Here is a 22,854-nt window from a genome sequence, read left to right as displayed (position 1 = left end):
CTATGGTGTAAGGTAATTATAGTGTTTTGATTTACATATATATACCAAAAATAACGATTTCACCAAATTATCACATTATATAAAGGAATGATAAACGATGAATGACGATCAAATGTGTATAGTTAATAGTCTTGAAGATGAGTCTTCTGATACACAAAAGATAATCCAGGTAAACTTTTTTCGGACATTGAGCAGGAAGATATTCGAAAAACAAAGTGGCTTCTTAGTAAGTATGTTGATATGATCGAGGTGATCAAAAACTATGAGTTTGCTCTCCAGTAGATTGAAAACGGAATGTCTGCGTATGAGTTACTTTCCGCCGAGGGGGCAATTGCAAAACGAGAGTCAGGTCAGGAGTTAACGGCAGGTGTAACAGCAAACGCTGTAATCCTAAAGGACAAACGGCATATGAATTACAAATTCTATCAATTCATCACAAACAATGTCCGCTTCGCCGTAAACAACATGAGGGATCCACACGAGGGACTTGCTGCTAAGCTGCTGTTCATAGACGGTAAAAAATACCTCAAGGCCCAGCAGTATATGGAGAAGGGATACAGAAAAGATGTGCCTAGTATCTCAGCCACGACATTTGCAGTTAAACGACGACGAGCGATTGTAAATATAGCAAACAGTCTTAAAATTAATCGGACTTTGGATTTTGTGGTTATTGACTATGGTCGGGGCCGCAACAAGGAGGGTGAAATCGGACTTAGGGTGCCAGAAGTAAATTAGACCGTAAGGGCTTAAGCCTTTGCGGTCTTTATTGAGGTGTCAGAAGAAAATAAAGTTCTAGACAGAAAAATAAAGTAATAGTCTGACGATGCTTCATTAAGCTAACGGGCAGGAAAATTTAACCAAATAGCGAATGGATAGTCTTTGAATACTTCGAAAATACCGGATTCCAGGGTGTTAATACTGAGGAGTTCTACATATGTCATTCCCCTTTGATTGTATTAGTGATTTTATGTTTTTCGAAACGGAGTTGGAACAGTCAGACATTATATTAATTCCCAGGAGCAAGTCATCCTCAATTAATGGAAAGAGTTGCAACATTGTACCATAGCGGTATCGCTCAATTTATTCTACCTTCTGGTGGTACGATCCCTCATGTAGAAACAGCCGAATGGGAGTTTCTAAAAAATGTCGGGGTAGCGTTAGGAGTACCTTCAGAATCATTACTTAAAGAAGATAAAGCAACTAATACCTTTGAAAATGTACGTTTCTCCTTGGAAGTGTTACAGCAACAAGGAATTCATCCAAAAAAGGTTGTTTTAGTTCATTCAAATGATTAAACTAACGAATAACAGTAGGTTCAAGTAATCGATGAAACGAAGAGGGGGGAACCGAAATGAAGACGATCAAGTGCATGATGGACCACCTGTACTGGGCGGACGGGCGCATCTTGGACGTGCTTGAGGAGAGTGAGACGAAGAACAAGGACCTTCTGAAGCTGGTTCGGCACGTCGCGGTCGCGGAACGAGTCTGGCTGTCCCGATTGCAGGGCAAGGGCAGCACGCAATATTCGTTGTGGGAGGAAGTGGAAGACCTGAAGGCGATCCGGACGATGTTCGAAGAAAACGCCGAGCAATATCGCGTCTATATCGAAGGGCTCGAGGAATCCGAGTTGGACGAGATGATCGACTATGCGAACCAGAGCGGGGTTCCGTTCCGAACGTCCGTACGGGACATCCTGTCGCAGGTCCTCTTACATGGGCAATATCACCGGGGGCAGATCAACCGGGCACTTCGGATCGAATCGGCAGAGCCTGCCCAAGTCGATTACATCACGTTCGCGAGGCTCTAACAGGGCCTAATAATCACCATTACTCGGAATGGGATTGGTATTGAACTAACGGGACACGTTAGTTTAATGGAACAGCGACAGTCTAGGACCTTTATTTTTTCATCCTTGGTTGTCGCTGTTCTAATTTCTAAGGTCAGTCTAAAACTTATTTTATGGAGTTTTCTTCGAACAATAAAGTTGTGTACTAGCGAGTCAACTACAATTATTTTCCCCTGTGCGATATACAATAAAGTTGTGTACCAAAATCCAATATTTGCGATTTATATTTTTTTTAATATTCTAAAAATATGTACGTTAAACCCTTATAAATATGTTCTCCTGTCTTTAACTTTTCAAATATTTCTTTACCATAATACCGCTCTCTATTTAAACCAAAGCAGCCGTCCTGATTTTAGCAACGCCTGATGACACTTGTTCATCAGGCTTTTGTTTCTACTAAGAAACATACTTTTGTTATTGTAGAAAGAAAATTTGAGGATGCTATGAATGCTGCTTCCTTTGGTTGGGCACAGTATCGTTTTAAACATGAGCCGATCTTTTACGCTCATCTGAAAAGCAAGGCTCCAGCCCGATACGGTGATCGGAACACAGACTACGGTATGGAAGGCTGGTCTTCCTGTTGAGGAACCGCTGCCTAGGACAGTATGGGAAGTTTCACGGGGCAATGTAAATAAGTATGTTCACCCCACTCAGATGCCCCTTGATCTACTAGCTATTCCCATTATGAATAGTAGCCAGCTTAGTGGCGTAGTTGTCAATTTCTTTGGCGGCAGCGGCTCTACCCTTATGGCCTGTGATTAGCTTGACCGCTGTTGCAGGACCATGGAACTGGACCCGGTATTTTGTGATGTGATTAAAATGCGATATCAGCTGGCAACCGGCATGGAGCCGGTACGTCTTTCTAATGTTGCAACACATTATTCTAAATCGTAAAGTACGTTTTCACGAGAAATGTCTATTGGTTCGTTTACAGGTATGTTAAGAAAATACTTTAACTGCCATGTCTGAGTTTTTTGAGCCTGGAGGCTTGTAGGCGTGTCCCATGGTGGATAAATACGTATTGCTCTTTTACCACCTTCACCTTTGTTAGATAATATTTTATGTTTAATCAGAATGGATTTTGGGAATACAAATTGCCCCAAGCTACTGTCTTTACGTGCACTAATAACCAAAAAGTCGATTGGATCTGATACGTCATAGGGTTGTATTGGTCCATCCCCAATTCTCTTATATATAGTCACAAATTGCCCGATCTTTTTTGGAGTTGTCTTTGCAATACGGAATCGTATAGAGTGGGCATTTAAATTAAAGAAGTAGGCCCCATAGTCAGAGTTTTGTTTTTCTGGAATTGGTCCAGTACATTTAAAATTGCATGGATTATAAACTGAAACTTTAGCGGCAAGCAGGTCGGTATGAATCTTATCAGATGCTGTCCAAGAATTTTGGTCACCAGAAGATATTTCTTTGTTAACCATTGTTATTTATTCTCCCCCATATATAAAACCGTTGTTTAACGTAGCATTCACTATATTAATGTAACCGCAGATGGTTCACAAGTTTGTGTATATTCTGCCTAGTATAAATAAAAAGGGAGACGCGTGAACGTCTCCCCAATGACAATGGGACAGACAACGAATAGCAAGAGACACTACTACAGCGCGAAATAGAGTTCGTAGAGGGTATCCTTGATCAATGGTATAGTACCGAAAGATTGTTAAGGCTGGTATAGCTCAGTGGGTCAAAGACCTACAGGCTAGAAATATAAAAATGCAGATAGTGCAGAATCTGGATCGGTTGATTGAACTGGATATAAGCTTCAGAAGGATGAGCTGTAATAATGCTAACACGATAGAGTCAGACCTATGCCTATTTTCCCAAGATGAAGTCAACAGCCCAATCTTTTTGGTTAATTGCACAATAAGCTACTTTGACTAGACTTTGGAGGTGATCATTAAATATGTTTCGACATTATTATTGGCAAAAGAAAATGCATCGGAGAAAATTTAGAAGATGTGTAGTTAAAAAAGTCAAAGTTTTACCGAAAGTTATTGTTAAAGGGATCCGAGGACCTCAAGGACCTCAAGGACCTCAAGGACCTCAAGGACCTCAGGGACCACAGGGACTGCCGGGTCCACAGGGAGTTCCAGGCGCTCAAGGCCAGCAAGGGCTACAAGGTTTTCAAGGAATTCCTGGACCAACAGGACCAGCAGGAGCAGTAGGTCCAGCAGGACCAGTGGGACCGGCAGGAGCGATAGGACCAGCAGGACCAGCGGGAACGGTAGGGGCGGTAGGACCAGCAGGAGCAACGGGGGCAACAGGGCCTGCAGGCGCCGGGATATCAGACTTCTTAAGTGTTTTCCGAGCAGATCCTGGTACGGGAACTGACACAGTTCCGGGTAACTCACCAATTACCTTTACTGGAGTTTTGGCTAATGTTGGTGGTGCATTTACTTTCACTCCTCCATCTCCAACGATAACAATCAACGAAACGGGGAGCTATCTAATAGATTTTACAATTCATAACCAAGGCAATGCTGACTTTAACCTTACCGTAAATGGATTCCCTGTTACCCCAGTTCCTTTCACGGGTAACGGTGGCGGACCAACTTCGGCAGAAGTCATTATTACTGTAGGGGTCGTTCCTACAACTATTCAATTAGTAAATGCAAATGCAACCCCAGCCCAACTTCATAACTTTACCAATACTACTCTTACTATATTAAAGTTGACTATTTAAGCCATTCTTAATGATATATAGAACATTATATGTAGCCGCTTTAGAAAAGACTGTACGATTTCATATCGTCAGTTTGTCTAATTACACTCATAGTAAGCAGACGTATTTATGGGGGGGATTGTGTAGCATGGCAAGAGAACGTAGTGGTAGTAATAAGATCCATTAAACATTACCACTACTCCAAAGCCTATCTTTAAAGTTAAAATGGAAAATCCGTAGTAACATGGTAAAAAGCAATGATATTATTCAGACATAGAAATATGGATGCTAAGAAGGTCAGGAAACTTTTCCTACCTTCTTTTTTTGTTGTGACAAAATAGGAACTATTGCTTTGATCCGTCAGAAACGACAACTCATGAGCGGCAATCAATATAAATTTTCTTTTTCGATTGGTCGCGAAAAATGGGAAGCTACAGAAGAACGGGCCGAGGTCGATTGGCCTAAAGTTTAGGCATTGCATAAGGAAGCCTTTAATCTTGTGTTGGTAGAAGGACTGACGGAGGATGAATACGAAAATGTAGACGAAGAGGGCATTAAGGAGTTGGACGGCCTCTTAGAACGATTTATATAAGGAGTCGTTTCCACCTGATGGAGATTATGAGCCTGACGACGAAGAAGGCCAAGAACAGAAACCGGGAATTCGAAATCATTCTCCATGGTGGTAAGGTAGAAAATAAAAAGCCGAAGAAGGTCAAGTCGCTATCTGATCTTGGTTTCTTCGCAAAGTAAATTAAGAAGCATCCGCAATCATGAAGTGACCCCTGTCAAGCAGACAGCTATCAAAAAGCAATAATTAAGCAGCCTGAGTCCTGTACTCATAAGGAGTCAGGTTGTTTAGTTTCTCTTGAAAGCGTTCATGGTTGTAGAAATGGATATACTTCTGGATGGCATGCTCCACCTGTTGAGCTGAGGCGAGAGGTATATTGAAATCCTTGGTCGCTATGCAGTAAGACCTCGCGCGTCCTGTCGCTTCCTTGCCTTTTTCACCGTATCTAACACCAGGCTCAAATCTTTCTGCGGCTGATCTGGTAGGCAACCATTACGTTGTTAAGAAGATCCTGAATCGCGGAAAGGAGAGTCTCTGTTCATTGAACATGAGGTAAGTGATGTCCGTTACCCACTTTTGATTCGGCTGGTCAGCCTTAAACTCCCGGTTCAGATGATTGCCAGAAACAACGTAGGCTACTTTCTTACCATAGTAGCACGATGCTATGTCCCTTACTAAGCAATTCTTGGATCACCGCAAACTTTTTACTCTTGGGTACAGCATCCATTCCTCCTTTCACATTTGCAAGAGCCTTTTTAGCATTTCATTTTCCGCTTCGAGGCGTTTCAGCTTGACCTCCGGATATTCGGGTCGTGTTCGAGGTCTGCCGATGCCTGGCCCTTTTGCTTTGCCTCGTTTTTCCTCTAGACCATTAACTTACTTATCTTCTCTTAGAAAAGGAAACCGGGATCGGCAAGAATACATGGATCTGGCGTATACCTGAAGCAATCCATGATTTAAACAAGCGAATCCCAAGGACTATCGAATTAACAGAAAATGATGATGTATACTTTCCAAATATTGAACAAATCTTTGAAGTTTACAAAAATGACAAGAACAGAATATTTAACGAGCTTCACTTCATCGAAGCAACTTTCATTTAGCATTATAATGAGGCTAAGAGTCTAAAAGAGGGGCTTAACCAGCCTAAAGATAATTTGATTATGCTTGATAATAAAAACAGAAAACATACGAGTTTGGAAAATTTGGGGAGCTATATTTGAAACTGAGGAATCTAATCCTGCGAAAAAAAATTTAACCTTTCAAACATGAAAAACAGGTTTAGCCATATATTCAAAAAGGACCGATAGGTCCTTTTTTGTTTGAACAGAGCGGGTGAATCTTCTAAGACTATGATTTTGAAATCTGGGATGAGCGTTATAAGCCCCCGCATTTTACACAGCGTTGCAAATGCTTCAAATCTTATTCTGAAATCATTGTCCATTTAACCTATTAAAATTATAGATATCTTGTTATACTGTGTTCTTCTTAACTAAAGTCTGTGGTCTTGATCCTCTGTGTCTTATGTTGCTAAATGCGATGCCGCATAAAATGATGATAACACCGATCCATTGAGACCAGCCTACAAATTCTTCTAATACAAGAGAAGACATAATAACGGCCATGGGTAATTCAGATGCAGTCATAATTGTACCCATTCCTGAACCAATATGTGGCATACCTATGGAGTACAAAAGCGGAGGCAGCACTACTCCGAATACCCCGAGGACTAATCCAAAAGGACTCAATCCTGTCAGCACATCGAGGTTAAATAAGAAGGTTGGCGGAAATACCACAAAAACAGTAATAACAGCTCCGGTTGAAAGAAGGGCGCTTTTCAGTATGGGCGAAGTTTCTTTCGCAACAGCACCACTGAGGAAAACAAATAAAGCGAATGTTGAAGCAGCCAATAGCCCCCAAATCGTTCTTTGCCACGAGAGCGAGAGATCACCTTGAGAAAAAATGTTTGCCGCCAAAACCGAGCCGATGAGCAGTATTCCAATCGAGATAAGTTTACCCCTGGTTGGTTTTTTCTTCTGGAGAACCCATTCGTATAGTGTCCCAATCCAAACAAACTGAAATAAAAGGACGATAGCTAGGGAAGCATTTATGGTCTGTAGCGATTGATAATAAAACATACCTGTCAGTCCAAATGGAATTCCGGATAGAAGGAGTTTTGTAACCTGCTTGTACGTAAGGTTTTTCTTTTTTACAAAAATTACAAACATCCAGCTCAAAACTGCACCAAAGAAATACTGCGCACCAGTTACCTCTGGTGTTGAAAAACCAGCGCTATATGCCAGTTTAACAAATGTGGAAAGTATGCCATAACAACAACCTCCCAAGAAAACAATAACTGCATAATGCCACAACTTCATGAACAATCCTCCTTTTTTGAATACAAAAAAGCCACACAAATGCGTAAAGGCATTCGTGTGGCGAAAATAGAGATGACTCTCTAGAAAAATCCACATCCATCGGGTTTTAGTATTTCGTTCATTTCGGTATCAGTATAAAAGCAAAGGTTTGTTCTTGTCAATAATCTGATTCGGAGAGAATCAGGATGAAATCTAAAGTAGGTCAAAGCGACAGTAACAGTTAAATACAAAGTAATATGATTAAATAGCAATCAAGCCCAAATTATTTTTTAAATATTTGGGCCAAAATTACTTCATATATGAAATGTAAGAATGTTCATGTGAATTCCTCTCTACAAGTTAAATTCCAGAGAAAAAAACCTTGCATTTTCAAAAAAGAGTGTTTTATTATTGTCCGCAAAGGGAGCTTGTACATCAACTGGATTGTGACTGTTCAATCAGGCAATACCATTTCTGGCCAGAAAAGACGTACCTTCAGCTAACTTTCACAAAATTTGAGGGCTGTGACAAATCGGAAATCGCTAACACAGCCTTACAGGATTTAACCGTCGCAGGGCAAAACCTGGATCGCTAAACTTCCAGCATGGTGATGTTGCCTAAGATCTATGCACGGGGCAGCTATTCAGTTTTTTTAATGCAAAGTCACAGCTGAGAGGAAGAGCATTCATGAATTATGACCAGTTGACCAAGGAGATTTTGTCTCGAGTTGGCGGTATTGAAAGCGTTACCATGGTTATTCATTGTGTAACACGATTGCGCTTTCAATTGAAGGACGAAGGATTGTCCAAAACGGAATGGCTGCGACAGGAATGATTAAAGGATTCAATGAACTGTTTTTGCTTTCGGTTGGATTACTGAAACATCTGGGACGTATCAATTGTCTTGACCTACTTCATTGGTTTTAAAGATCCAACAGAAACAATGTCAACAAATATGGGCGACAAACAAGAACCCATTCCCAACACAAGTCAATTGAATGACAACCATTTGAAATTGTTAGTCCGATGACCGGTACTGTTGTTAGACTCCAAGATATTAAAGACGAGACTTTTGCAGGAGAGCATATGGGGAAAGGGATAGCCATCCGCCCCACGAATGGACGTGTCGTTTCCCCAGTGAACGGCATTGTACAAACGATTTACCTAAACATGCCATTGGTCTCATTAGTGATGACGGGGTAGAAATACTCATTCATATCGGACAAGATACGGTTCAGTTAAAAGGTCAGCATTTCAATGCATTTGTTAAGGATGGTGATCGTGTTCAGGTCAGTGATGTCATTGTAGGGACCAAAAATGACATAGTTAATGAAAAAGAACAATTAATCAAAGTATATGTATAGAAAAATAGGGAGGTACGTGGAAATGTTTAATGAAATCACTAAATTCCCGGATAATTTTCTGTGGGGTGGAGCTACAGCTGCGAATCAAATTGAGGGAGCTTACCTGGCTGATGGTAAGGGACTGACGACCATTGATTTGATGCCGACGGGGCCCAAACGTAATCAGGTTTCGACTGGCAACTTAAATTCATTTGTACCCGAGGAAGGCGAGTTTTATCCTTCACATGAAGCTATCGATTTTTATCATCGTTATAAAGAGGATATCGCGCTTTTTGCTGAAATGGGTTTCAAATCATTTCGAATGTCGATCTCCTGGGCCCGTATCTTTCCCAATGGTGACGATATAACTCCAAATGAAGCAGGATTGCAATTTTACGATGACGTGTTTGATGAACTTCTGAAGTACAATATTGAGCCTGTCGTTACGATTTGTCACTTTGATTTACCCGTGAACTTGGCGAAAACGTATGGCGGCTGGAAAAACCGAATCATGATTAAACTATTTGAAAAATACTCTAAAACACTGTTTGAACGCTATAAAAATAAAGTGAAATACTGGATGACATTCAATGAAATTAATATGTTATTGCATCTTCCTTATACAGGAGCGGGCATTATTTTTGAAGAAGGCGAGGACAAACAACAAGTTCTGTATCAAGCAGCGCATCATGAACTGGTTGCAAGTGCACTAGCAGTCAAGGCTTGTCATGAAATTATTCCTAACGCCATGATGGGATGTATGTTGGCGGCTGGAAATGTGTATCCATACAGTAGCAATCCGGAAGATTACTGGGAAGTAATGAATCGTTGAGAACGGACTTGGTGCGCAAGATACTCTTATGGACAACGATACCATTGAAGACGATTACCGCATCTCGTATTTGGATCTTCACTTTGCAGAGATTGCTGAAGCAATAAAAGATGGGGGTGATATTATAGGGTACACAAGTTGGGGGCCGATTGATCTTGTGAGTAACGGTACCGGCGAAATGAAGAAGCGGTATGGTTACATCTATGTGGACAAAAACAATGACGGTTCTGGCACGCTTAGAAGAATTAGAAAGAAAAGTTTTCATTGGTACAAAGACGTCATTGCGAGTAATGGAACAAAGTACTTTCAGAAATAATCACTTTATCTGTAATGGACCGCATAATCTTAAATTTTTGAAACTGCTGCAAATTGAAAGGGCATCAGACACTGATGTTCTTTTCTTTAGTTAGGGTGAAAAATATTGTTTATTGAATTTGTTTGTTTATATCACCAAGTTTAGTGGCTTTGGTGTAATACAACCGTTGGGCGAGGATTTGATAGATATTGTGGACTACGGCGCAGTTGGAGAAGATTACACCGGAGTTAATTAAGATTAACGGATCTTATTTCTTTCGTGAGCAGTTTGAATTTAGAGTGGACGCGAAAAAGGAGACTTAATCAAATGTGTATTTTTCATGTCAGACAAAGCTCCCCTTACTTTGACAGTCATTAAGCTGTTTATTAATGAGTATTAAAAGAAGGAGAGGACAAAAAAATGAGAATGAAATTAGGAAGGAAAGCTACTTTATGTTTTTCCACAATCGCTCTCTTGTTTTCAATTATTGCTCCGTTGTCAGCTTCTGCAGATGCAGCAACTGTAACGCTTGACACTTACAAAAATTTTGAAAATCAAGAAATAGTTTTATCACAATCAGTAATATTAAAAGATGACACGGCATATACAGATGTATCAGTTACAGGGAAAAGAGTGAAACTTTCAATTAATGGTTTGGAAAATCCTTTTAATGCCAATTATAATAATCGTTTGGTCTGGACAAGTGATGAAAATACACCGAGTATAGAAAATACGTTATCAGTAAAAATTGCACCAAAAACAGGGAGTCTTTACGGTTCCAGTAGCTATGAGAACCTTTCTCTGATAAAACAAAAGATCAACTCTGATTCAAAAGTATATGGATGGATTCAATTAGAATCAAAAGAGTGGGCTAAAGCAGGATCAGCTATAATTAAATATTAAAAAATCCTTAACGTTTGAGGTAAGTGAATGCTCAAATAAAACAGAAATCTCTGCTAACCATAATTGGTCGGCAGAGATTTTTCGTTGACCAGTTTGAATTAGAGTAGATGTGAAAGGCTCAACTGGGTAACTGGTATGAGTCTTTTTTATACCCATTAAAAAATAAATATGAAAATATTTAGATTATATTTATAGATCAGCAAGTTTATGTTTAGGCAGGTTTTTAAGAATGATTTATCTTCGTAATAGTTCAATATATGGCTAGGAGGAGATCGAGTGATAAGTAAAATCAAAGCATTATGGAGTATTTTAATTGTAGTGATAGTGTTCTTGAATAGTCAGCTTTAGAGGTAAAAGCAGAAGCTGAAAGCGATGAATGGTCGATTAAAACGACTATGGAAAATCCTAAGGTGGTAAGTGCTGTTTCTGAATTGAATGGCAAGATATTTATTTTCGGTGGTTCTTCAGAATCAAACCCATATAAGGATGTTCAAATTTATGATCCGAAAAATAATATATGGGCCTCAGGAAGTAGCATGCCTACGGCTCGTTCTACAGCAACTTCCGTTGTTTATAGAAATGATATTTATGTTATTGGTGGCTATACAGGTAATGCCTTTAGCTGGACAGGAGGCTCCTCAGTAAATAATGTTGAAGTTTACAATACCCAGACAGATACATGGAGTGTTAGGAAAGCTATGCCGCAGGCTGGCTTTAGGTTCGTTGACAAGTGTTTTGTATAAGGGAAAGATTTATGTGTTTGGTGGGATGACAACAAATACGCGTTCAGTTGCTACTGTCCAAGTATATGATCCGGCTTCCGACAGCTGTTCAACGAAGAAACCTATGCCGAATACACTTCATGGTTCCTCTGCAGTTGTACATAAGGACAAAATCTATCTTGTAGCAGGTAGACATATTGATAATAATTCAAATGTCTCACTAAACACATTTCTTGAATGTGATCCTGATAACGATAACTGGTCAACTAAACCCAATCTTTTGACAGCACGTGGAGGGGCCCAAGCTGTCATTTATTCCAATAAAATATTTGCTATTGCTGGAAAAACTGAAGCAGGTGGACGTAGTTATGAACTTAATACAGTAGAATCCTTTGATTTTGAACAGAATAACTGGTCTCCTGAGGCTAGCTTAAAGCAAGCCAGAAGTGGGGCAGGGGCTATAACATTAGGTGGACAAATTTACGTTATTGGAGGAAGTCAGAGTACATTGGCAAATTCTCCGGTTAATACTATAGAGATATTCGGGAAGATTGACGGTTCCACACCTGAGCCGGCACCAACTCCCGAACCAACTGATCCATCTCTACCAACTGGGGACCGTGCAATTCTGGTGGTTACTATGACAACTGGTTTGGAAAAGGAGTTTGACCTAAGCATGAAAGAGGTCAATGACTTTATCTCATGGTATGAGGGCAAGCAGGCTGGTTCTGGATCGGCTTCATACGCCATTAATAAACACGATAATAATAAAGGTCCATTCAGCAGCCGAAAGGATTACATGCTATATGATCGTATCCTAACATTTGAAGTAAGTGAATATTCTAAATAAATTTAAAAGCTCTGCTAACCTTAATTGGTCGGTAGAGCTTTTAACTGTTCACGCCTCTTATAATGTATCAAGGTATTCTTTCTGGGATTTGATATAATCTTCCACACCATCATGATAGGTAAATCTACCGCCATTTTTATCAATAATCCAGTTGATCTTCTCGTCATTTAACAAGACTCCATACATGCAGTGATGAAGCAGTTCAATTTGTTTTTCATCCCTAATTCGGATCAAGTGTTTTTCTTGTTCGTCAATGAGGTACCATTTCGTTTCTGTTTCATCTACATCTAGATCTACATCCGCATCCACATACAGTATTGATACCGACAAGGGGAATGGCCAGTCAAACCAATGTTCTCGCTTGTCTTCTCTATAACCTTCAAATGCCATGGTTATTTCCTCCTACTTGGATAATTTCCTGATTAGTTAAATGTAACTAACGTGCTGCGATTGTACGCTTTATTGAACACTGTTTTTTGGGAACTCGCAGCTATCCTCAGCCTTTGGCATCTTGGCACCAATGGGGTGAATGACCTGCCGTTTGAGGTTGGCACGAACTGCGATGCGTCTGTTTAGGCTGGGTTAATGGGGGGGAGGTCCGAACTTTATTGTAAATCCCTCATTTGCTCAATTTGTAAAGGCAATGCTGGTTCAAGGGAGAATTTTCGGCAGTAGCCCCTTTTGACAATGGACGAGTAGGCTTTTAGGAATACACACATTAAATTTACTGCTGTTCTTGTCTTATCCTATTGGCTCAGGAATATCGCCCCCATATTCTTTCCATGGCTTTACGTGCGCCATCGTAAACTTCTGCAAAAGTTTAGTGTAACTTTGGCAACCGTCTATTCCGCTATTGTTGTTGCATAATAGTTGTGTCCACTTTCGTCGTTCATTGTTCTGATCTGTATAGTATACGGAAACGCCGGGTAACAAAAAAGTTGAACGCTTTGTTACCTGATATCGAACGCTACTCCAATACTCTACAATAATTCTGCTGAGCGAAGACGGGTGCCCAACATGATGGAACTGGAGATAAAGACAGGTAGCAGTGTAGTGGACATAAAGGCGCGCGGTTGCTGGCTTTGGGAAGAAGGGGACAACAAGAGCGATATGCGCTCTATATTGTAATCATAGAGGGCTGGGATGGTGACCAAAAGATCATTACATTTTCCTCGTCTGGAAATAGGCATTATACGTTATTAAACCTCCAATGATCTGGAGTTTATTTTTTGTACTCAGAATATAATTTGTGCATAACACATCAGGAGCCTACATACATGTCAAAAAGACTCGAAGGTAATGGATTATGGGAAAGCAGCTGCATCTTCATACTGGAACATAAGGAAGCGTATCTAAAGCTCATGAAAGACCGTCAAGGGCGCGGCAAGCCAGAGTTGGATGATCAGGAAGTGCAGCTAATCGAACAAGCGCTAATAGATTCCTACAACTCACGTACGGCTGTCACGCGGTGAGGATGATTTTAGCTGGATTAAGTTGGAGGATATTATTTCTGCAAGTACATAAAAGGCCCTAGGTAACCGGGTCTTTTTTACGTCTTTTACCAAGTTAAAATATGTTTACTATTTAATATTTTTCGTATATATTAATATTTGGAAATTATTTTTCATAAATTTTTCCTGCGAAAATAGATTGAATTAATAGAGGAGATTATCTCAATGAGCATTTCATTAAGAATAGAACGTAAATCCGGTGGTGAACCAATCGAGTTTATAAAAGGTGAGATCACTGGCTTTACTTATAAGAATAATAGTTCCATAAACCTTTCAGCTAAGTCTACAAACTTGGCTCATTCGCTACATATTCGAAGCAAAATTCCGCTTCATTCGCTTCCTTCAGTTATATACAATGCGGATAATTCCAACATGCTGTACACATGGGCAAACGCAGAATATAAACCTGATAGTGAGGACTACTATCGAAAATGTAACATCCAAGTCGTGAGAAATGAAAACGCGATCCGTGATATTACGTTTACACACGCTTATGTAGATAAGTATCAAGAACAAATTGATACCAGCAAAGAGATTCTTGAGTTTGAACTTGTTTTAAAACAAAAAGAAGATCAATTGGGAAAAATTCAGTACACTCCTCAGTTAGAACTTAAGGAAACAAGAGAACAGGATCAGCCTGATGTCTCGCAAAAAATACTAGAAGGCGCATATAGTAAGAATATGTTAGTGTATGCAGGAAATAATACTTTTCCGTTTGAAAATCCTATGGTAGAACTAGAAAAGACTTGGGTACGAGGCGTAGAGAAGGTAAAAGATTCGACAGACACTGTAATACATTTTCCTGATCGTAAAGCATTTACATTAGTAGCTGTTCCTATAGCTCGAAAGAAGTACGGGGACATCACAGCCAATTTACTTCAACATTCCCTTGATTACAAACCAGGACATTTACACTTTAATGAGTGGTCGTATGAGGCGCAGCAAATTAAAAAATCCAAAGAACATAATATGTATGTAATTGATAAAGCAGTACAAAAAGCTAACGACAAAAAAGTTAAAAGTTTTTCAAGTGAGGGGTCTATTGCAATTGAAAGTGACAGAGATTTGTATAACGCTTTTCACAAAATGAAGTACAAAATAGATGGAACATATGTAAAAGGACAATGGGAAATTACTACAATATATTATGATAAATATAATTTTGAATATAATTTTAAACAAATGTTTACTGGGGACAACAAGCTCGGTTGGGCTGCGGCCAACCTAACAAATTTAATGGAATCATGGGGAACACTCAATGAGTATACATCTTATGTTACAGTAACTGATACAAAAAAGGCTTGGAAGTGAGGTGTGAAGTGCAGATGAAGCGCAGATACATCTACATTTTGATCTCTCTACTAGTTATAGCTACTACTTTAATTTTTCTGGCAAATTCTGGAGACGACACAATCAGGAAGTACCCATATGGCAAAGATACGTTAGAGTTTTTTGGAGATGGGACTTTTCAGATTTACAGAGGAGGAGGAGCCGGTGAGCCTCCAATACTATACACTCATCAAATTGAAGCTCCAAATTCAGTGATTGATAACGTTCTGTCTTATAAAATAGAAAAAAATATCGTATACGTGGTTGGTGAAAAAGGCTTCATTAAATTGGATTCAAGTACCAACACGTACGAGCAAAAGAAACGGATTTCCGACTTTACTTCCAAAGATAGAGAAATATTCAATAAATTAATAGAAAAATAGAAGTTATCATAGCAAATGTGTTAGAAAGGGAGCTTTAATTTGTTCACTAAGGTTAAGTTAATATGCGCTTTAGTTGAGTAATTGTTATGTAAGTATTCTAAATTTATAAAGAATGGTTAACCACCAGTGGTGATTTTATGATTATTAAAATTGAAGGTCACTTTTTTCAAAATTTGATTACTGGTCACCAATGCACACAAGAAGAACTATATCAAAAGTATATACAAGCAAAAATGATAACTCTTAATATTAGAGATTTACCTGATATATTTTGTCGACTTCATAATTTTAATCGATTGCGTTTTGAAGATGACACAGAGGTTGGTTATGTGATTGATACAGATACAGACAGGATATACAGACCGATATATTGATGTTTAAAGCGATTTATCCGAAAGAGATCTTCCTATCTCCTTAAATTACAAGTAATGAAGGACTCACATAACTGGCTGACAGAACAAAAAATAGATACATAATAAGGAGAGGTCTTATAGCGGTGGGAAAATATACTTGTCCTTGCTGTGGTTACAAAACCTTAAACGATGAACCGCCTGGAACCTATGATATTTGTGAAATTTGTTTTTGGGAAGATGATGGTATTCAGTTTGCAGATCCTGATTATGATGGTGGGGCAAACATAGTATCTTTAAGACAGGGCCAGCAAAATTATAAAGTATTTGGCGCTTGCGAAGAAAAATGCATAGAGTTTGTGAGAAAAGCCTCAGATAAAGATATACGCGATACGAACTGGGAACCCTATAACTAACTGAAACGTTAGTTCTACTTGCCATCTAATGTTAAGAGGAATTTTCTTGAAGTTTTTGAAGGAGCAAATATAGATATGTGGGGTGGCACTGGAACGCGCCTAAGGGTTTAATCGATTAGCCAGGCAAAGAGTGGTACAAGGGCTTCTTCGGGGATTCCACCACAAATACGGCCTTTTTTATCGTTGGGGATAAGATCAAAGTAACAAGCCAAGGTACTTGGAACTGGACAGTACGTTTAATATCGTAAGGCGAGTAGCCTGACCTTACATAAATTCTTTTGAAATATCACCAAACCGTTGCATAATCCGAAAGAATGGGTGATACCCTACTGGCATGCGCTGACGGGATGTTTATTGTTTTGGAATATAGTAGAATTCATTAATTGAGTCTTGAGGAGTGAAAAATATATACTCGAAGCCATAACTCAATGCAATTATATTGAATTAAGGCAGATATAAAGAAGGACTCTATCAGCTAAATGCTGTAGGAGTCCTTCTTGTTGTTCTTTAGTTGTGGCAATAGTAAAGGTTCTTCATCAGTGGCACCTTGCTGGATACGCTGGTAAAGTGTTTTTATTTTCCTAGAAGTCCATCCCATAAACAAGACCTCGCATAGCCTGTGGAGTAAACAAAGGAGGCGTTACGTGTGAGAGGAATAGAAAGAGGCTACGAAGAGACGGCCGGGAAGATTTGGACATCGATAGCTGCTGTCTTGGCACTCTTCATTTTGTTGGTAATCATCTTGAAATTAATTCTTTTATAAAGATTATTAGGCTCTACCGGTTTATCTGGGTGTGAGCCTTTGTTTTGTTTACCTGCATGCCCTATCACTGAACGTATTTATACATATATTAAGGTGAACGACAAATAAAGGAGGTTTAAGACATGGGTGCATATGAAGGTGCAGGTGGCGGCGGTGTATGGACTTCTACAGCGGCAATTTTAGTGCTCTTTATTCTCTTAGTTATCATCACTAAATCACTTTGGGTTTAATTCGTGAAAAGAACTGTTGGATAATACCACTTCACTCATGGATGGCAAATAGTTGAACTCAATGAGCGCATAAGCTATTTGGCAATAGCTACAGTATTCGCTTCTCTTTTGGCGAATACTTGGTGGATTTCCTGCCATAATAGATTTGCGCTTATTGTATTTTGTAAGAAGGGGAATGTTTCATTGAATGGGTATAATCCTTCCTAATACCTAAATTTAATCTCAGATAGGGCCTTATTAGTTTGCAACAATAACTGGTATGAGTCTTTTATTTGCGATAATACGCACGATACTTTGACACATCTTTCAGTATAGTATTTAGAAGATTTATTATACTTTGGAGGTATCCTATGATAAGAGAATTGGCTTGAGGGTTAATTGCTTTCACTGGCGGCTATTGGGGATGAGATTATTGTGAAAATACAAGAGAGTAATGTAACTGTTGATCATAAGTACAAAGTGGTAAAGTAGAATACCGAACTGTTCGCAGCTACGCTAAGTCAGGTAGATGGAAATAATAATCCAATATTCGAAAATGTACATGATCAACTTAAAAGTATTGGGGCTAAAAGAGACATGCTAAATCGAAAAAATTAGGTATTGTGTTTTAATGCTTGAATTCTTTTTAAAGCTATGATTTTCTTAGTAGATTCAATATATTTTTCCAACGGCCATTTCTTAGCTTTTGTTTATATAGCAAAATCATATAACATTTTTCCCATTAGTGAGTTTATTCTTAAAATTGATTCTTGAGATGGGGTTATAATTACGGCGATACAATTTTAGTAGGATTATTCATCCAAAACTAAAAGACTCTATCCAAATATCGACAGAGTCTTTTGTATGAATATTTGTTTTAGGATGGAAAAAGTGTTTCGGAATCTGCGGAACCGCCGTCACCAAGCCAACGGTTAGGACCTGCAAATGAGAAAGTTTTCCCGTTTCCAGATATTTTGACATTAGCGATTTTCCAACCTGGTTTATACCCAGATCCATCAGTTCTAATAGTAATTTTTCTGATGTCACCTAGGTTACTAGTGCTGATTCTTGTTGTATCGGAATCTCCTTGTTCAAAGCTACCATTGAGTGTAGCGGTAGCATAATCTCCATTAGAACCATACAGAGTTATAGAGATGTTCGAGTCTGTTCCGGCATCTTTGAGATTGGCCGTATTTACAGTAGCGACATATTCAACATTAGCAAAAGGCGTAACAGACTCTATACTTCTATTTGAGTCTTGTAATGAACTATAAGTGTCACTTGTGACCTGATCTGCAAAAGAAGGTGCAGCAAAAGCTACAGATGAGATAAGCATTGCTACTGATGCTAGTAAAGATACTTTTTTCATTAAATTGTTACCACCTTTCTAGTATTTGTATTTAATGTTATACATGTGTAATGTATTTGTACATAGTTCATTGGTTGTGAAGAGAAATTTTTTTCTTGTCTTTGTTTGTTGTATTTTATCTTTATATGTCGGATATTAGCTTTCTAAATAATCATGTAAGGGTATGATTATTTAGAGAAGGATTTTTAGCGCTTATCCAGAATGAATTGTCGAGTTGATCAACATGAATCATACATATGAAGTGTTGATCCAATATCGAATTGTTTTCAGCTGCATTAAGTCAGATAAGAGCATCTGTAGTCCAGCCGTTGAGTAGGATATGATGGAGTTTGTGGAATACGGTGGTGGGCAAGTGGGGCCTTATAAAGTTTTAAAATAAAAAATTGAGCAAACAATGCAGCAACGTACAAACCATGGACGGATATACAGCCGGAATACTTAAGTTAAAAAAGCTGAAGCAAGTTTGAGGGCTATAGGTGTGGTCAGTTGTACACAAAGTATTTGAGTCAAGAATGCTGCTGCTTTTGACTGGGTACCATTTCGCTTCTGTTTTAACCAGTGGAAGCATAGTTGAATATGTATGGTATTTAAAAGGAAGGCAACTGAATTTAGCAGTTCTATGGGATTTAGGAGTTGGGTGTATCGTTTAACACAAAAAAAGCAGGAAGAATCCTTCCCGCTTTTGCTTGAAAACGATTATTAACGTCTGCGTTGTCTATCATTTACGCTAAACAGATTAACAGCCAGTGCGTTACCTCTTGCACGCGCAATGGCTCTTTGAGTGGAACGGATGTTTAATCTTCTTCTTCTTAAATCACGTTTGCAATGTCTTCTGTTCATAATATCACCTCCCTTCAAGAAATGAAGGTACGGTTAAATCTTAGTGGCGTTTATGCTTACGCTTGGAAATTTTGATATTCAAGGCATTGGTTGCTAGTGCATTTCCGCTTCCTGTTTTAGCAGCTGCGGCTTGAAAGACTTTAACGACCAGATATCTGTTTTTCCCGATGCGATGCTTATACGTTTTAACTCTATTTCTGATCATCTGCATATCTCCTTTGCTTAGTTCTGCTATATACATATGTCAATTGTGATAGTAATGTATCAGCATAAATCTATTAAAAGCAAAAAGAAGCTAGTACCTATATTCCTAATGGATAATAAAAAAACTCATGCGAACCTGTCTTCGCCTTTTCAACTTTACGTTGCAGGAGAATGTTACAGGCAGGTCGGCATGAGTCTAATAGTGTAGATAAAGATAATAGGCAGTTAGTATGAAAATTATTTACTATTAAGAGTGTTAAGTTTTTTCTCGTAGTACGCCTCTTGAGCAAGAATATGATTCAGTTGTTCAGAGAGCTGTTTATATTCTTGGCTGTCTTCTGGATAATTATTTCTTTCGAAAATTACAGCTTCGAGTTGCTTTTCTAAATACCTGAAATGGATAAGTATTTGTATATACTTAATACGGTCATAGGTTGTTATGTGGGAGTTCTCTTTTGCATACAAATGATCCATTGTTGGAACTACACAGCTTATGGCGATAAATATCACAACAAACGCTGAAATTATAATTTTTTTCATTTAATTCCTCCTACAGAGCTATAAGTAATTAATATACCATATTTATCTAAAACAAAGAAAGATCTATTAGTTTTGCCCATGACAGTATAGCTGCTCAAGGTCAGTGGGGAATTATTTGAGATGAGGAGGCTGATTTTTAGTAGAAAAAATAGGGATAGGTTGCTGAAATGAAAAAAAGTTGTGAGATACATAATAAACATAATAGCAATACAAAACCGGCTTGCCCTAGGCAGCCGGTTTTGTATTAGTGGATAGAATAACGGGGAAGAAAGAACGAGAAATCAGTGGAAGTCCCGGAAGAGTCCTACAACCTTGCCCAAAATGCTGACGTGTGTCAGGCGAAGCGGTTCAAAGGCTGGATTTTCAGGTTGAAGCCGGATATGATCCTTTTCTTTGTAGAAGGTTTTAACTGTAGCTTCGTCTTCATCTGTCATAGCTACAACAATATCACCATTATCAGCGGTCTGCTGCTGACGTACGATTACATAGTCTCCGTTAGCAATACCAGCTTCAATCATGCTTTCGCCTACAACAGATAACATGAATATTTTATCCTCACCAACAAAGTGTTGGGGAAGAGGAAAGTAATCTTCAATATTTTCTGTCGCCGTAATAGGAAGGCCAGCAGTTACTTTGCCGACGACGGGGACACGACTAATGGAGTAATTAATCAAGTTGCTGTTATCCGATTCGTCTTGACCGAGTAACTCAATAGCCCGTGGTTTTGTAGGATCGCGGCGAATGAGTCCTTTTTTCTCTAAACGATCCAAATGACCATGAACCGTAGAACTGGAGGCTAATCCGACAGCCTCGCCTATTTCGCGTACAGAAGGGGGGTATCCCTTTAGACGCACTTCATTGCGGATAAATTCAAGAATGGCCTGCTGGCGGCTCGAAATCTTAGACATACCGTATCAACCCCATTTAGTAACGTTTGGGAAAATTATAGCATAGAACCTCCGTTCGTACAAACATAAGTTCTAAATAATCCCTAAAAATAATTACGAACTTTTGTTCTCTTTTCTATTGAACAAAACAAATGTTCGTGTTATATTGTGAAAACATAAGAACAAACGTTTGGAGGACACAGCCAATGATGAAATATAGCACTTATCAAAGTATTTTTCCGATGAATTTAGAAAATTTACAGGAGACTCGAAAAGAGGGTAGGGCACGTTTTATGCAGATTATTACCAATACTCTTTTACTTAAGCTTCTTATTATAGTGATTGTTGCTTGGATTGCAGGGGCAGGTGTACTTACAGTTTTCGCGGCACCTTCAGCTTCCAAGGAAGAAGTGACTAAACTGACCGTACAACCTGGGGATACGTTGTGGGAGATTGCCGCAAATCATAAACCGGAACGAATGGATACACGGGTATATATAGAAGGAATTGTGCGGATTAACGGTTTGGAGGATCGGGGAGTGCAGGCAGGTCAGGTACTCAAGCTTCCTAACTTCTGATCTATAGACTATTAGAGCTTGTCAGGGAGCGTAATACGGGAGCCTTGACAAGCTCTTTTCTACATGTCAAAGTGTATTATATCTTTGCTTTTATGGAGGGGACACAATTTGGATATAGACAGCTTGGTACAGCGCATTAATGAATTAGCGCGCAAAGCAAAATCCGAGGGTTTGACGGAAGAGGAAGCCACAGAGCGCGCCAATCTTCGGGAAATTTATTTAGGTAACATTCGCCGTAATTTTCGGCAGCAGCTTGAGACGATTGAATTTGTGGACGATGATACATCGAAAGGAAATGACGGGCTGAAGCATTAATGTTGTTAAAGCGCCCAAGCCTGCAATTTGCCTTTTGTTTTAGGTACCTTTTCATGGTATCTATATAGATCAGTTTTGAGGCAATTGTTTTAATGTAATATATCTGGGAAGGAATTGAGAGATGGCCCGATCATTTGAAAGAAAAGTACGCAAAAACACAGCGCATTTAAATAAATCGCGCAAAAAGCAAGGCATTCAAACCATTAGCGGCGCAGGTTCTGCAATGGATATTTTCCGTGGCCGTAACATTACTGTGCCAATTATGCTGGCTGGTCTTTCTGTATTGTACATGCTTATGAGTTACTTTTTGACTAAGACCGGTATGCGAGGGATGGATTGGCTTGTATTCGGCTTGTACTTGATGCTGGCTGTTATCTTTTTCATCCGTCGTCCTTATTTGAAAGTGGGAAAGGATACTCTCTATATGCTGAAAGGTGGTAGAGAACGTCCAATGACGGCAGGGGACATGAAAGCCATCAAGATTGAAAAGGGTTACGTAACCGTTGAAAGAAAAGGTAAGGGTGGTAATTTTATTTTCACAAAATCATTAGGTCGCTATGACACGGATGCCATTGCAGAGCGACTTGAGAAGTTTGCGCTATCCAATCAGATACAGGTAGACAAGAAATAACTGATTTAGCCTGTAGCTCTGTAACAAAGGCCGTATGATGTTATTTCATATAACATGCTGCGGCCGCTTGCTTAATATGGGCACACATAACGATTCAAATGCTTAATCAAGCAAATAGGCGTACATATACTGTGGAA

General features: G+C 39.1%; 26 protein-coding genes and 5 pseudogenes. 22 read left to right on the top strand and 9 right to left on the bottom strand.

Annotation, left to right across the window (positions count from 1 at the left end):
• Positions 1 to 97 precede the first annotated feature (97 nt).
• The 5 genes and pseudogenes from NLX82_RS01455 to NLX82_RS27885 all read left to right on the top strand — a co-directional run bounded on the left by NLX82_RS01455 (position 98) and on the right by NLX82_RS27885 (position 2,608).
• Positions 98 to 735, top strand: a pseudogene (locus tag NLX82_RS01455) (hypothetical protein).
• Positions 736 to 1,037: 302 nt separating this feature from the next.
• The gene (locus NLX82_RS01450) at positions 1,038 to 1,295 is read left to right on the top strand and encodes a YdcF family protein (protein ID WP_071558643.1); all 258 of its coding nucleotides are present in this window, start codon (positions 1,038 to 1,040) and stop codon (positions 1,293 to 1,295) included.
• Positions 1,296 to 1,351: 56 nt separating this feature from the next.
• Positions 1,352 to 1,807, top strand: coding sequence for a DinB family protein (locus tag NLX82_RS01445; protein ID WP_071558644.1), 456 nt, complete (start codon positions 1,352 to 1,354; stop codon positions 1,805 to 1,807).
• 404 nt (positions 1,808 to 2,211) lie between these two features.
• A complete protein-coding gene (locus tag NLX82_RS27890) occupies positions 2,212 to 2,430 on the top strand; it encodes a hypothetical protein (RefSeq protein WP_023989025.1) in 219 nt (72 codons plus the stop codon).
• Entirely contained in the window at positions 2,384 to 2,608 is a 225-nt protein-coding gene (locus tag NLX82_RS27885) for a DNA methyltransferase (RefSeq protein ID WP_370671133.1), read from the top strand. The genes NLX82_RS27890 and NLX82_RS27885 overlap by 47 nt, the downstream gene beginning before the upstream one ends.
• A gap of 116 nt (positions 2,609 to 2,724) precedes the next feature.
• On the opposite strand, the gene NLX82_RS01435 is transcribed toward NLX82_RS27885, so the two are convergent.
• Complete coding sequence (locus tag NLX82_RS01435) at positions 2,725 to 3,282, bottom strand: MepB family protein (RefSeq protein ID WP_254347427.1); 558 nt, start codon at positions 3,280 to 3,282, stop codon at positions 2,725 to 2,727.
• A gap of 482 nt (positions 3,283 to 3,764) precedes the next feature.
• Here NLX82_RS01435 and NLX82_RS01430 point away from each other — a divergent pair, with 482 nt between their 5' ends.
• Together NLX82_RS01430 and NLX82_RS01425 are read left to right on the top strand one after the other, a co-directional pair.
• Positions 3,765 to 4,544: a collagen-like protein gene (locus NLX82_RS01430; protein ID WP_254347426.1), complete on the top strand. Its 780-nt coding sequence runs from the start codon at positions 3,765 to 3,767 to the stop codon at positions 4,542 to 4,544.
• A 588-nt stretch (positions 4,545 to 5,132) separates the two neighbouring features.
• Positions 5,133 to 5,273 carry a hypothetical protein gene (locus NLX82_RS01425; RefSeq protein WP_179086224.1) on the top strand — a complete coding sequence of 47 codons (141 nt, stop codon included), beginning with the start codon at positions 5,133 to 5,135 and terminating at the stop codon, positions 5,271 to 5,273.
• A gap of 64 nt (positions 5,274 to 5,337) precedes the next feature.
• Here NLX82_RS01425 and NLX82_RS27485 read toward each other — a convergent pair whose 3' ends face one another.
• Together NLX82_RS27485 and NLX82_RS01415 are read right to left on the bottom strand one after the other, a co-directional pair.
• On the bottom strand, positions 5,338 to 5,580 hold the full coding sequence (locus NLX82_RS27485; RefSeq protein ID WP_081391287.1) for an IS3 family transposase: 243 nt from the start codon (positions 5,578 to 5,580) through the stop codon (positions 5,338 to 5,340).
• Between the two features lie 983 nt (positions 5,581 to 6,563).
• Positions 6,564 to 7,469 carry an EamA family transporter gene (locus NLX82_RS01415; protein ID WP_254347425.1) on the bottom strand — a complete coding sequence of 302 codons (906 nt, stop codon included), beginning with the start codon at positions 7,467 to 7,469 and terminating at the stop codon, positions 6,564 to 6,566.
• A 666-nt stretch (positions 7,470 to 8,135) separates the two neighbouring features.
• Between NLX82_RS01415 and NLX82_RS01410 the strand changes: the two are divergent.
• From NLX82_RS01410 to NLX82_RS01380, 7 genes and pseudogenes are all read left to right on the top strand, one after another.
• A pseudogene (locus tag NLX82_RS01410) lies at positions 8,136 to 8,273 on the top strand (PTS transporter subunit EIIB); the annotation flags it as partial.
• Positions 8,274 to 8,473: 200 nt separating this feature from the next.
• Entirely contained in the window at positions 8,474 to 8,650 is a 177-nt protein-coding gene (locus tag NLX82_RS01405) for a PTS glucose transporter subunit IIA (protein WP_254347424.1), read from the top strand.
• Positions 8,623 to 8,811 carry a PTS glucose transporter subunit IIA gene (locus NLX82_RS01400; RefSeq protein ID WP_335582454.1) on the top strand — a complete coding sequence of 63 codons (189 nt, stop codon included), beginning with the start codon at positions 8,623 to 8,625 and terminating at the stop codon, positions 8,809 to 8,811. The genes NLX82_RS01405 and NLX82_RS01400 overlap by 28 nt, the downstream gene beginning before the upstream one ends.
• 22 nt (positions 8,812 to 8,833) lie before the next feature.
• Positions 8,834 to 9,938: pseudogene (locus NLX82_RS01395) on the top strand (family 1 glycosylhydrolase).
• Between the two features lie 399 nt (positions 9,939 to 10,337).
• Positions 10,338 to 10,820, top strand: coding sequence for a hypothetical protein (locus NLX82_RS01390; RefSeq protein ID WP_254347423.1), 483 nt, complete (start codon positions 10,338 to 10,340; stop codon positions 10,818 to 10,820).
• 380 nt (positions 10,821 to 11,200) lie between these two features.
• A pseudogene (locus NLX82_RS01385) lies at positions 11,201 to 11,563 on the top strand (Kelch repeat-containing protein); the annotation flags it as partial.
• Between the two features lie 13 nt (positions 11,564 to 11,576).
• Entirely contained in the window at positions 11,577 to 12,392 is an 816-nt protein-coding gene (locus NLX82_RS01380) for a Kelch repeat-containing protein (protein ID WP_254347421.1), read from the top strand.
• Positions 12,393 to 12,449: 57 nt separating this feature from the next.
• Here NLX82_RS01380 and NLX82_RS01375 read toward each other — a convergent pair whose 3' ends face one another.
• The gene (locus NLX82_RS01375) at positions 12,450 to 12,782 is read right to left on the bottom strand and encodes a hypothetical protein (RefSeq protein ID WP_023989013.1); all 333 of its coding nucleotides are present in this window, start codon (positions 12,780 to 12,782) and stop codon (positions 12,450 to 12,452) included.
• An 887-nt stretch (positions 12,783 to 13,669) separates the two neighbouring features.
• On the opposite strand from NLX82_RS01375, the pseudogene NLX82_RS01370 reads away from it, so the two are divergent.
• The 5 genes and pseudogenes from NLX82_RS01370 (at position 13,670) to NLX82_RS01345 (ending at position 17,374) form a co-directional block, all read left to right on the top strand.
• A pseudogene (locus tag NLX82_RS01370) lies at positions 13,670 to 13,916 on the top strand (YolD-like family protein).
• Positions 13,917 to 14,068: 152 nt separating this feature from the next.
• Entirely contained in the window at positions 14,069 to 15,214 is a 1,146-nt protein-coding gene (locus tag NLX82_RS01365; protein WP_254347420.1) for a hypothetical protein, read from the top strand.
• Between the two features lie 14 nt (positions 15,215 to 15,228).
• A complete protein-coding gene (locus NLX82_RS01360; protein WP_028541735.1) occupies positions 15,229 to 15,615 on the top strand; it encodes a hypothetical protein in 387 nt (128 codons plus the stop codon).
• A 496-nt stretch (positions 15,616 to 16,111) separates the two neighbouring features.
• Positions 16,112 to 16,381 (top strand): CPCC family cysteine-rich protein, encoded by a 270-nt coding sequence (locus tag NLX82_RS01355; protein WP_023989009.1) that lies wholly within the window; start codon positions 16,112 to 16,114, stop codon positions 16,379 to 16,381.
• An 885-nt stretch (positions 16,382 to 17,266) separates the two neighbouring features.
• Positions 17,267 to 17,374 (top strand): hypothetical protein, encoded by a 108-nt coding sequence (locus NLX82_RS01345; RefSeq protein ID WP_023989007.1) that lies wholly within the window; start codon positions 17,267 to 17,269, stop codon positions 17,372 to 17,374.
• A gap of 856 nt (positions 17,375 to 18,230) precedes the next feature.
• Here NLX82_RS01345 and NLX82_RS01340 read toward each other — a convergent pair.
• From NLX82_RS01340 to lexA, 5 genes are all read right to left on the bottom strand, one after another.
• Positions 18,231 to 18,722, bottom strand: coding sequence for a PLAT/LH2 domain-containing protein (locus tag NLX82_RS01340; RefSeq protein WP_068942634.1), 492 nt, complete (start codon positions 18,720 to 18,722; stop codon positions 18,231 to 18,233).
• Between the two features lie 699 nt (positions 18,723 to 19,421).
• Positions 19,422 to 19,562 carry a hypothetical protein gene (locus NLX82_RS01335; RefSeq protein ID WP_175405307.1) on the bottom strand — a complete coding sequence of 47 codons (141 nt, stop codon included), beginning with the start codon at positions 19,560 to 19,562 and terminating at the stop codon, positions 19,422 to 19,424.
• A 40-nt stretch (positions 19,563 to 19,602) separates the two neighbouring features.
• On the bottom strand, positions 19,603 to 19,767 hold the full coding sequence (locus tag NLX82_RS01330; protein WP_013310546.1) for a hypothetical protein: 165 nt from the start codon (positions 19,765 to 19,767) through the stop codon (positions 19,603 to 19,605).
• Positions 19,768 to 20,003: 236 nt separating this feature from the next.
• Complete coding sequence (locus NLX82_RS01325) at positions 20,004 to 20,306, bottom strand: hypothetical protein (RefSeq protein ID WP_028541732.1); 303 nt, start codon at positions 20,304 to 20,306, stop codon at positions 20,004 to 20,006.
• Positions 20,307 to 20,587: 281 nt separating this feature from the next.
• Positions 20,588 to 21,214: a transcriptional repressor LexA gene (lexA, locus tag NLX82_RS01320; RefSeq protein WP_013310545.1), complete on the bottom strand. Its 627-nt coding sequence runs from the start codon at positions 21,212 to 21,214 to the stop codon at positions 20,588 to 20,590.
• Positions 21,215 to 21,402: 188 nt separating this feature from the next.
• On the opposite strand from lexA, the gene NLX82_RS01315 reads away from it, so the two are divergent.
• From NLX82_RS01315 to NLX82_RS01305, 3 genes are all read left to right on the top strand, one after another.
• Positions 21,403 to 21,771 (top strand): LysM peptidoglycan-binding domain-containing protein, encoded by a 369-nt coding sequence (locus NLX82_RS01315; protein ID WP_034095187.1) that lies wholly within the window; start codon positions 21,403 to 21,405, stop codon positions 21,769 to 21,771.
• 108 nt (positions 21,772 to 21,879) lie between these two features.
• A complete protein-coding gene (locus NLX82_RS01310; RefSeq protein ID WP_013310543.1) occupies positions 21,880 to 22,086 on the top strand; it encodes a DUF896 domain-containing protein in 207 nt (68 codons plus the stop codon).
• A gap of 121 nt (positions 22,087 to 22,207) precedes the next feature.
• Positions 22,208 to 22,717 carry a hypothetical protein gene (locus tag NLX82_RS01305; RefSeq protein ID WP_025724118.1) on the top strand — a complete coding sequence of 170 codons (510 nt, stop codon included), beginning with the start codon at positions 22,208 to 22,210 and terminating at the stop codon, positions 22,715 to 22,717.
• The last annotated feature ends 137 nt before the right edge of the window (positions 22,718 to 22,854 follow it).

Origin of the sequence: Paenibacillus sp. A3M_27_13 (genome assembly GCF_024213315.1) — a bacterium.
Taxonomy (GTDB): domain Bacteria; phylum Bacillota; class Bacilli; order Paenibacillales; family Paenibacillaceae; genus Paenibacillus; species Paenibacillus polymyxa_B.
The sequence above is the reverse complement of the archived record's forward strand: the minus strand, read 5'-3'. Positions and strand labels throughout refer to the sequence as shown.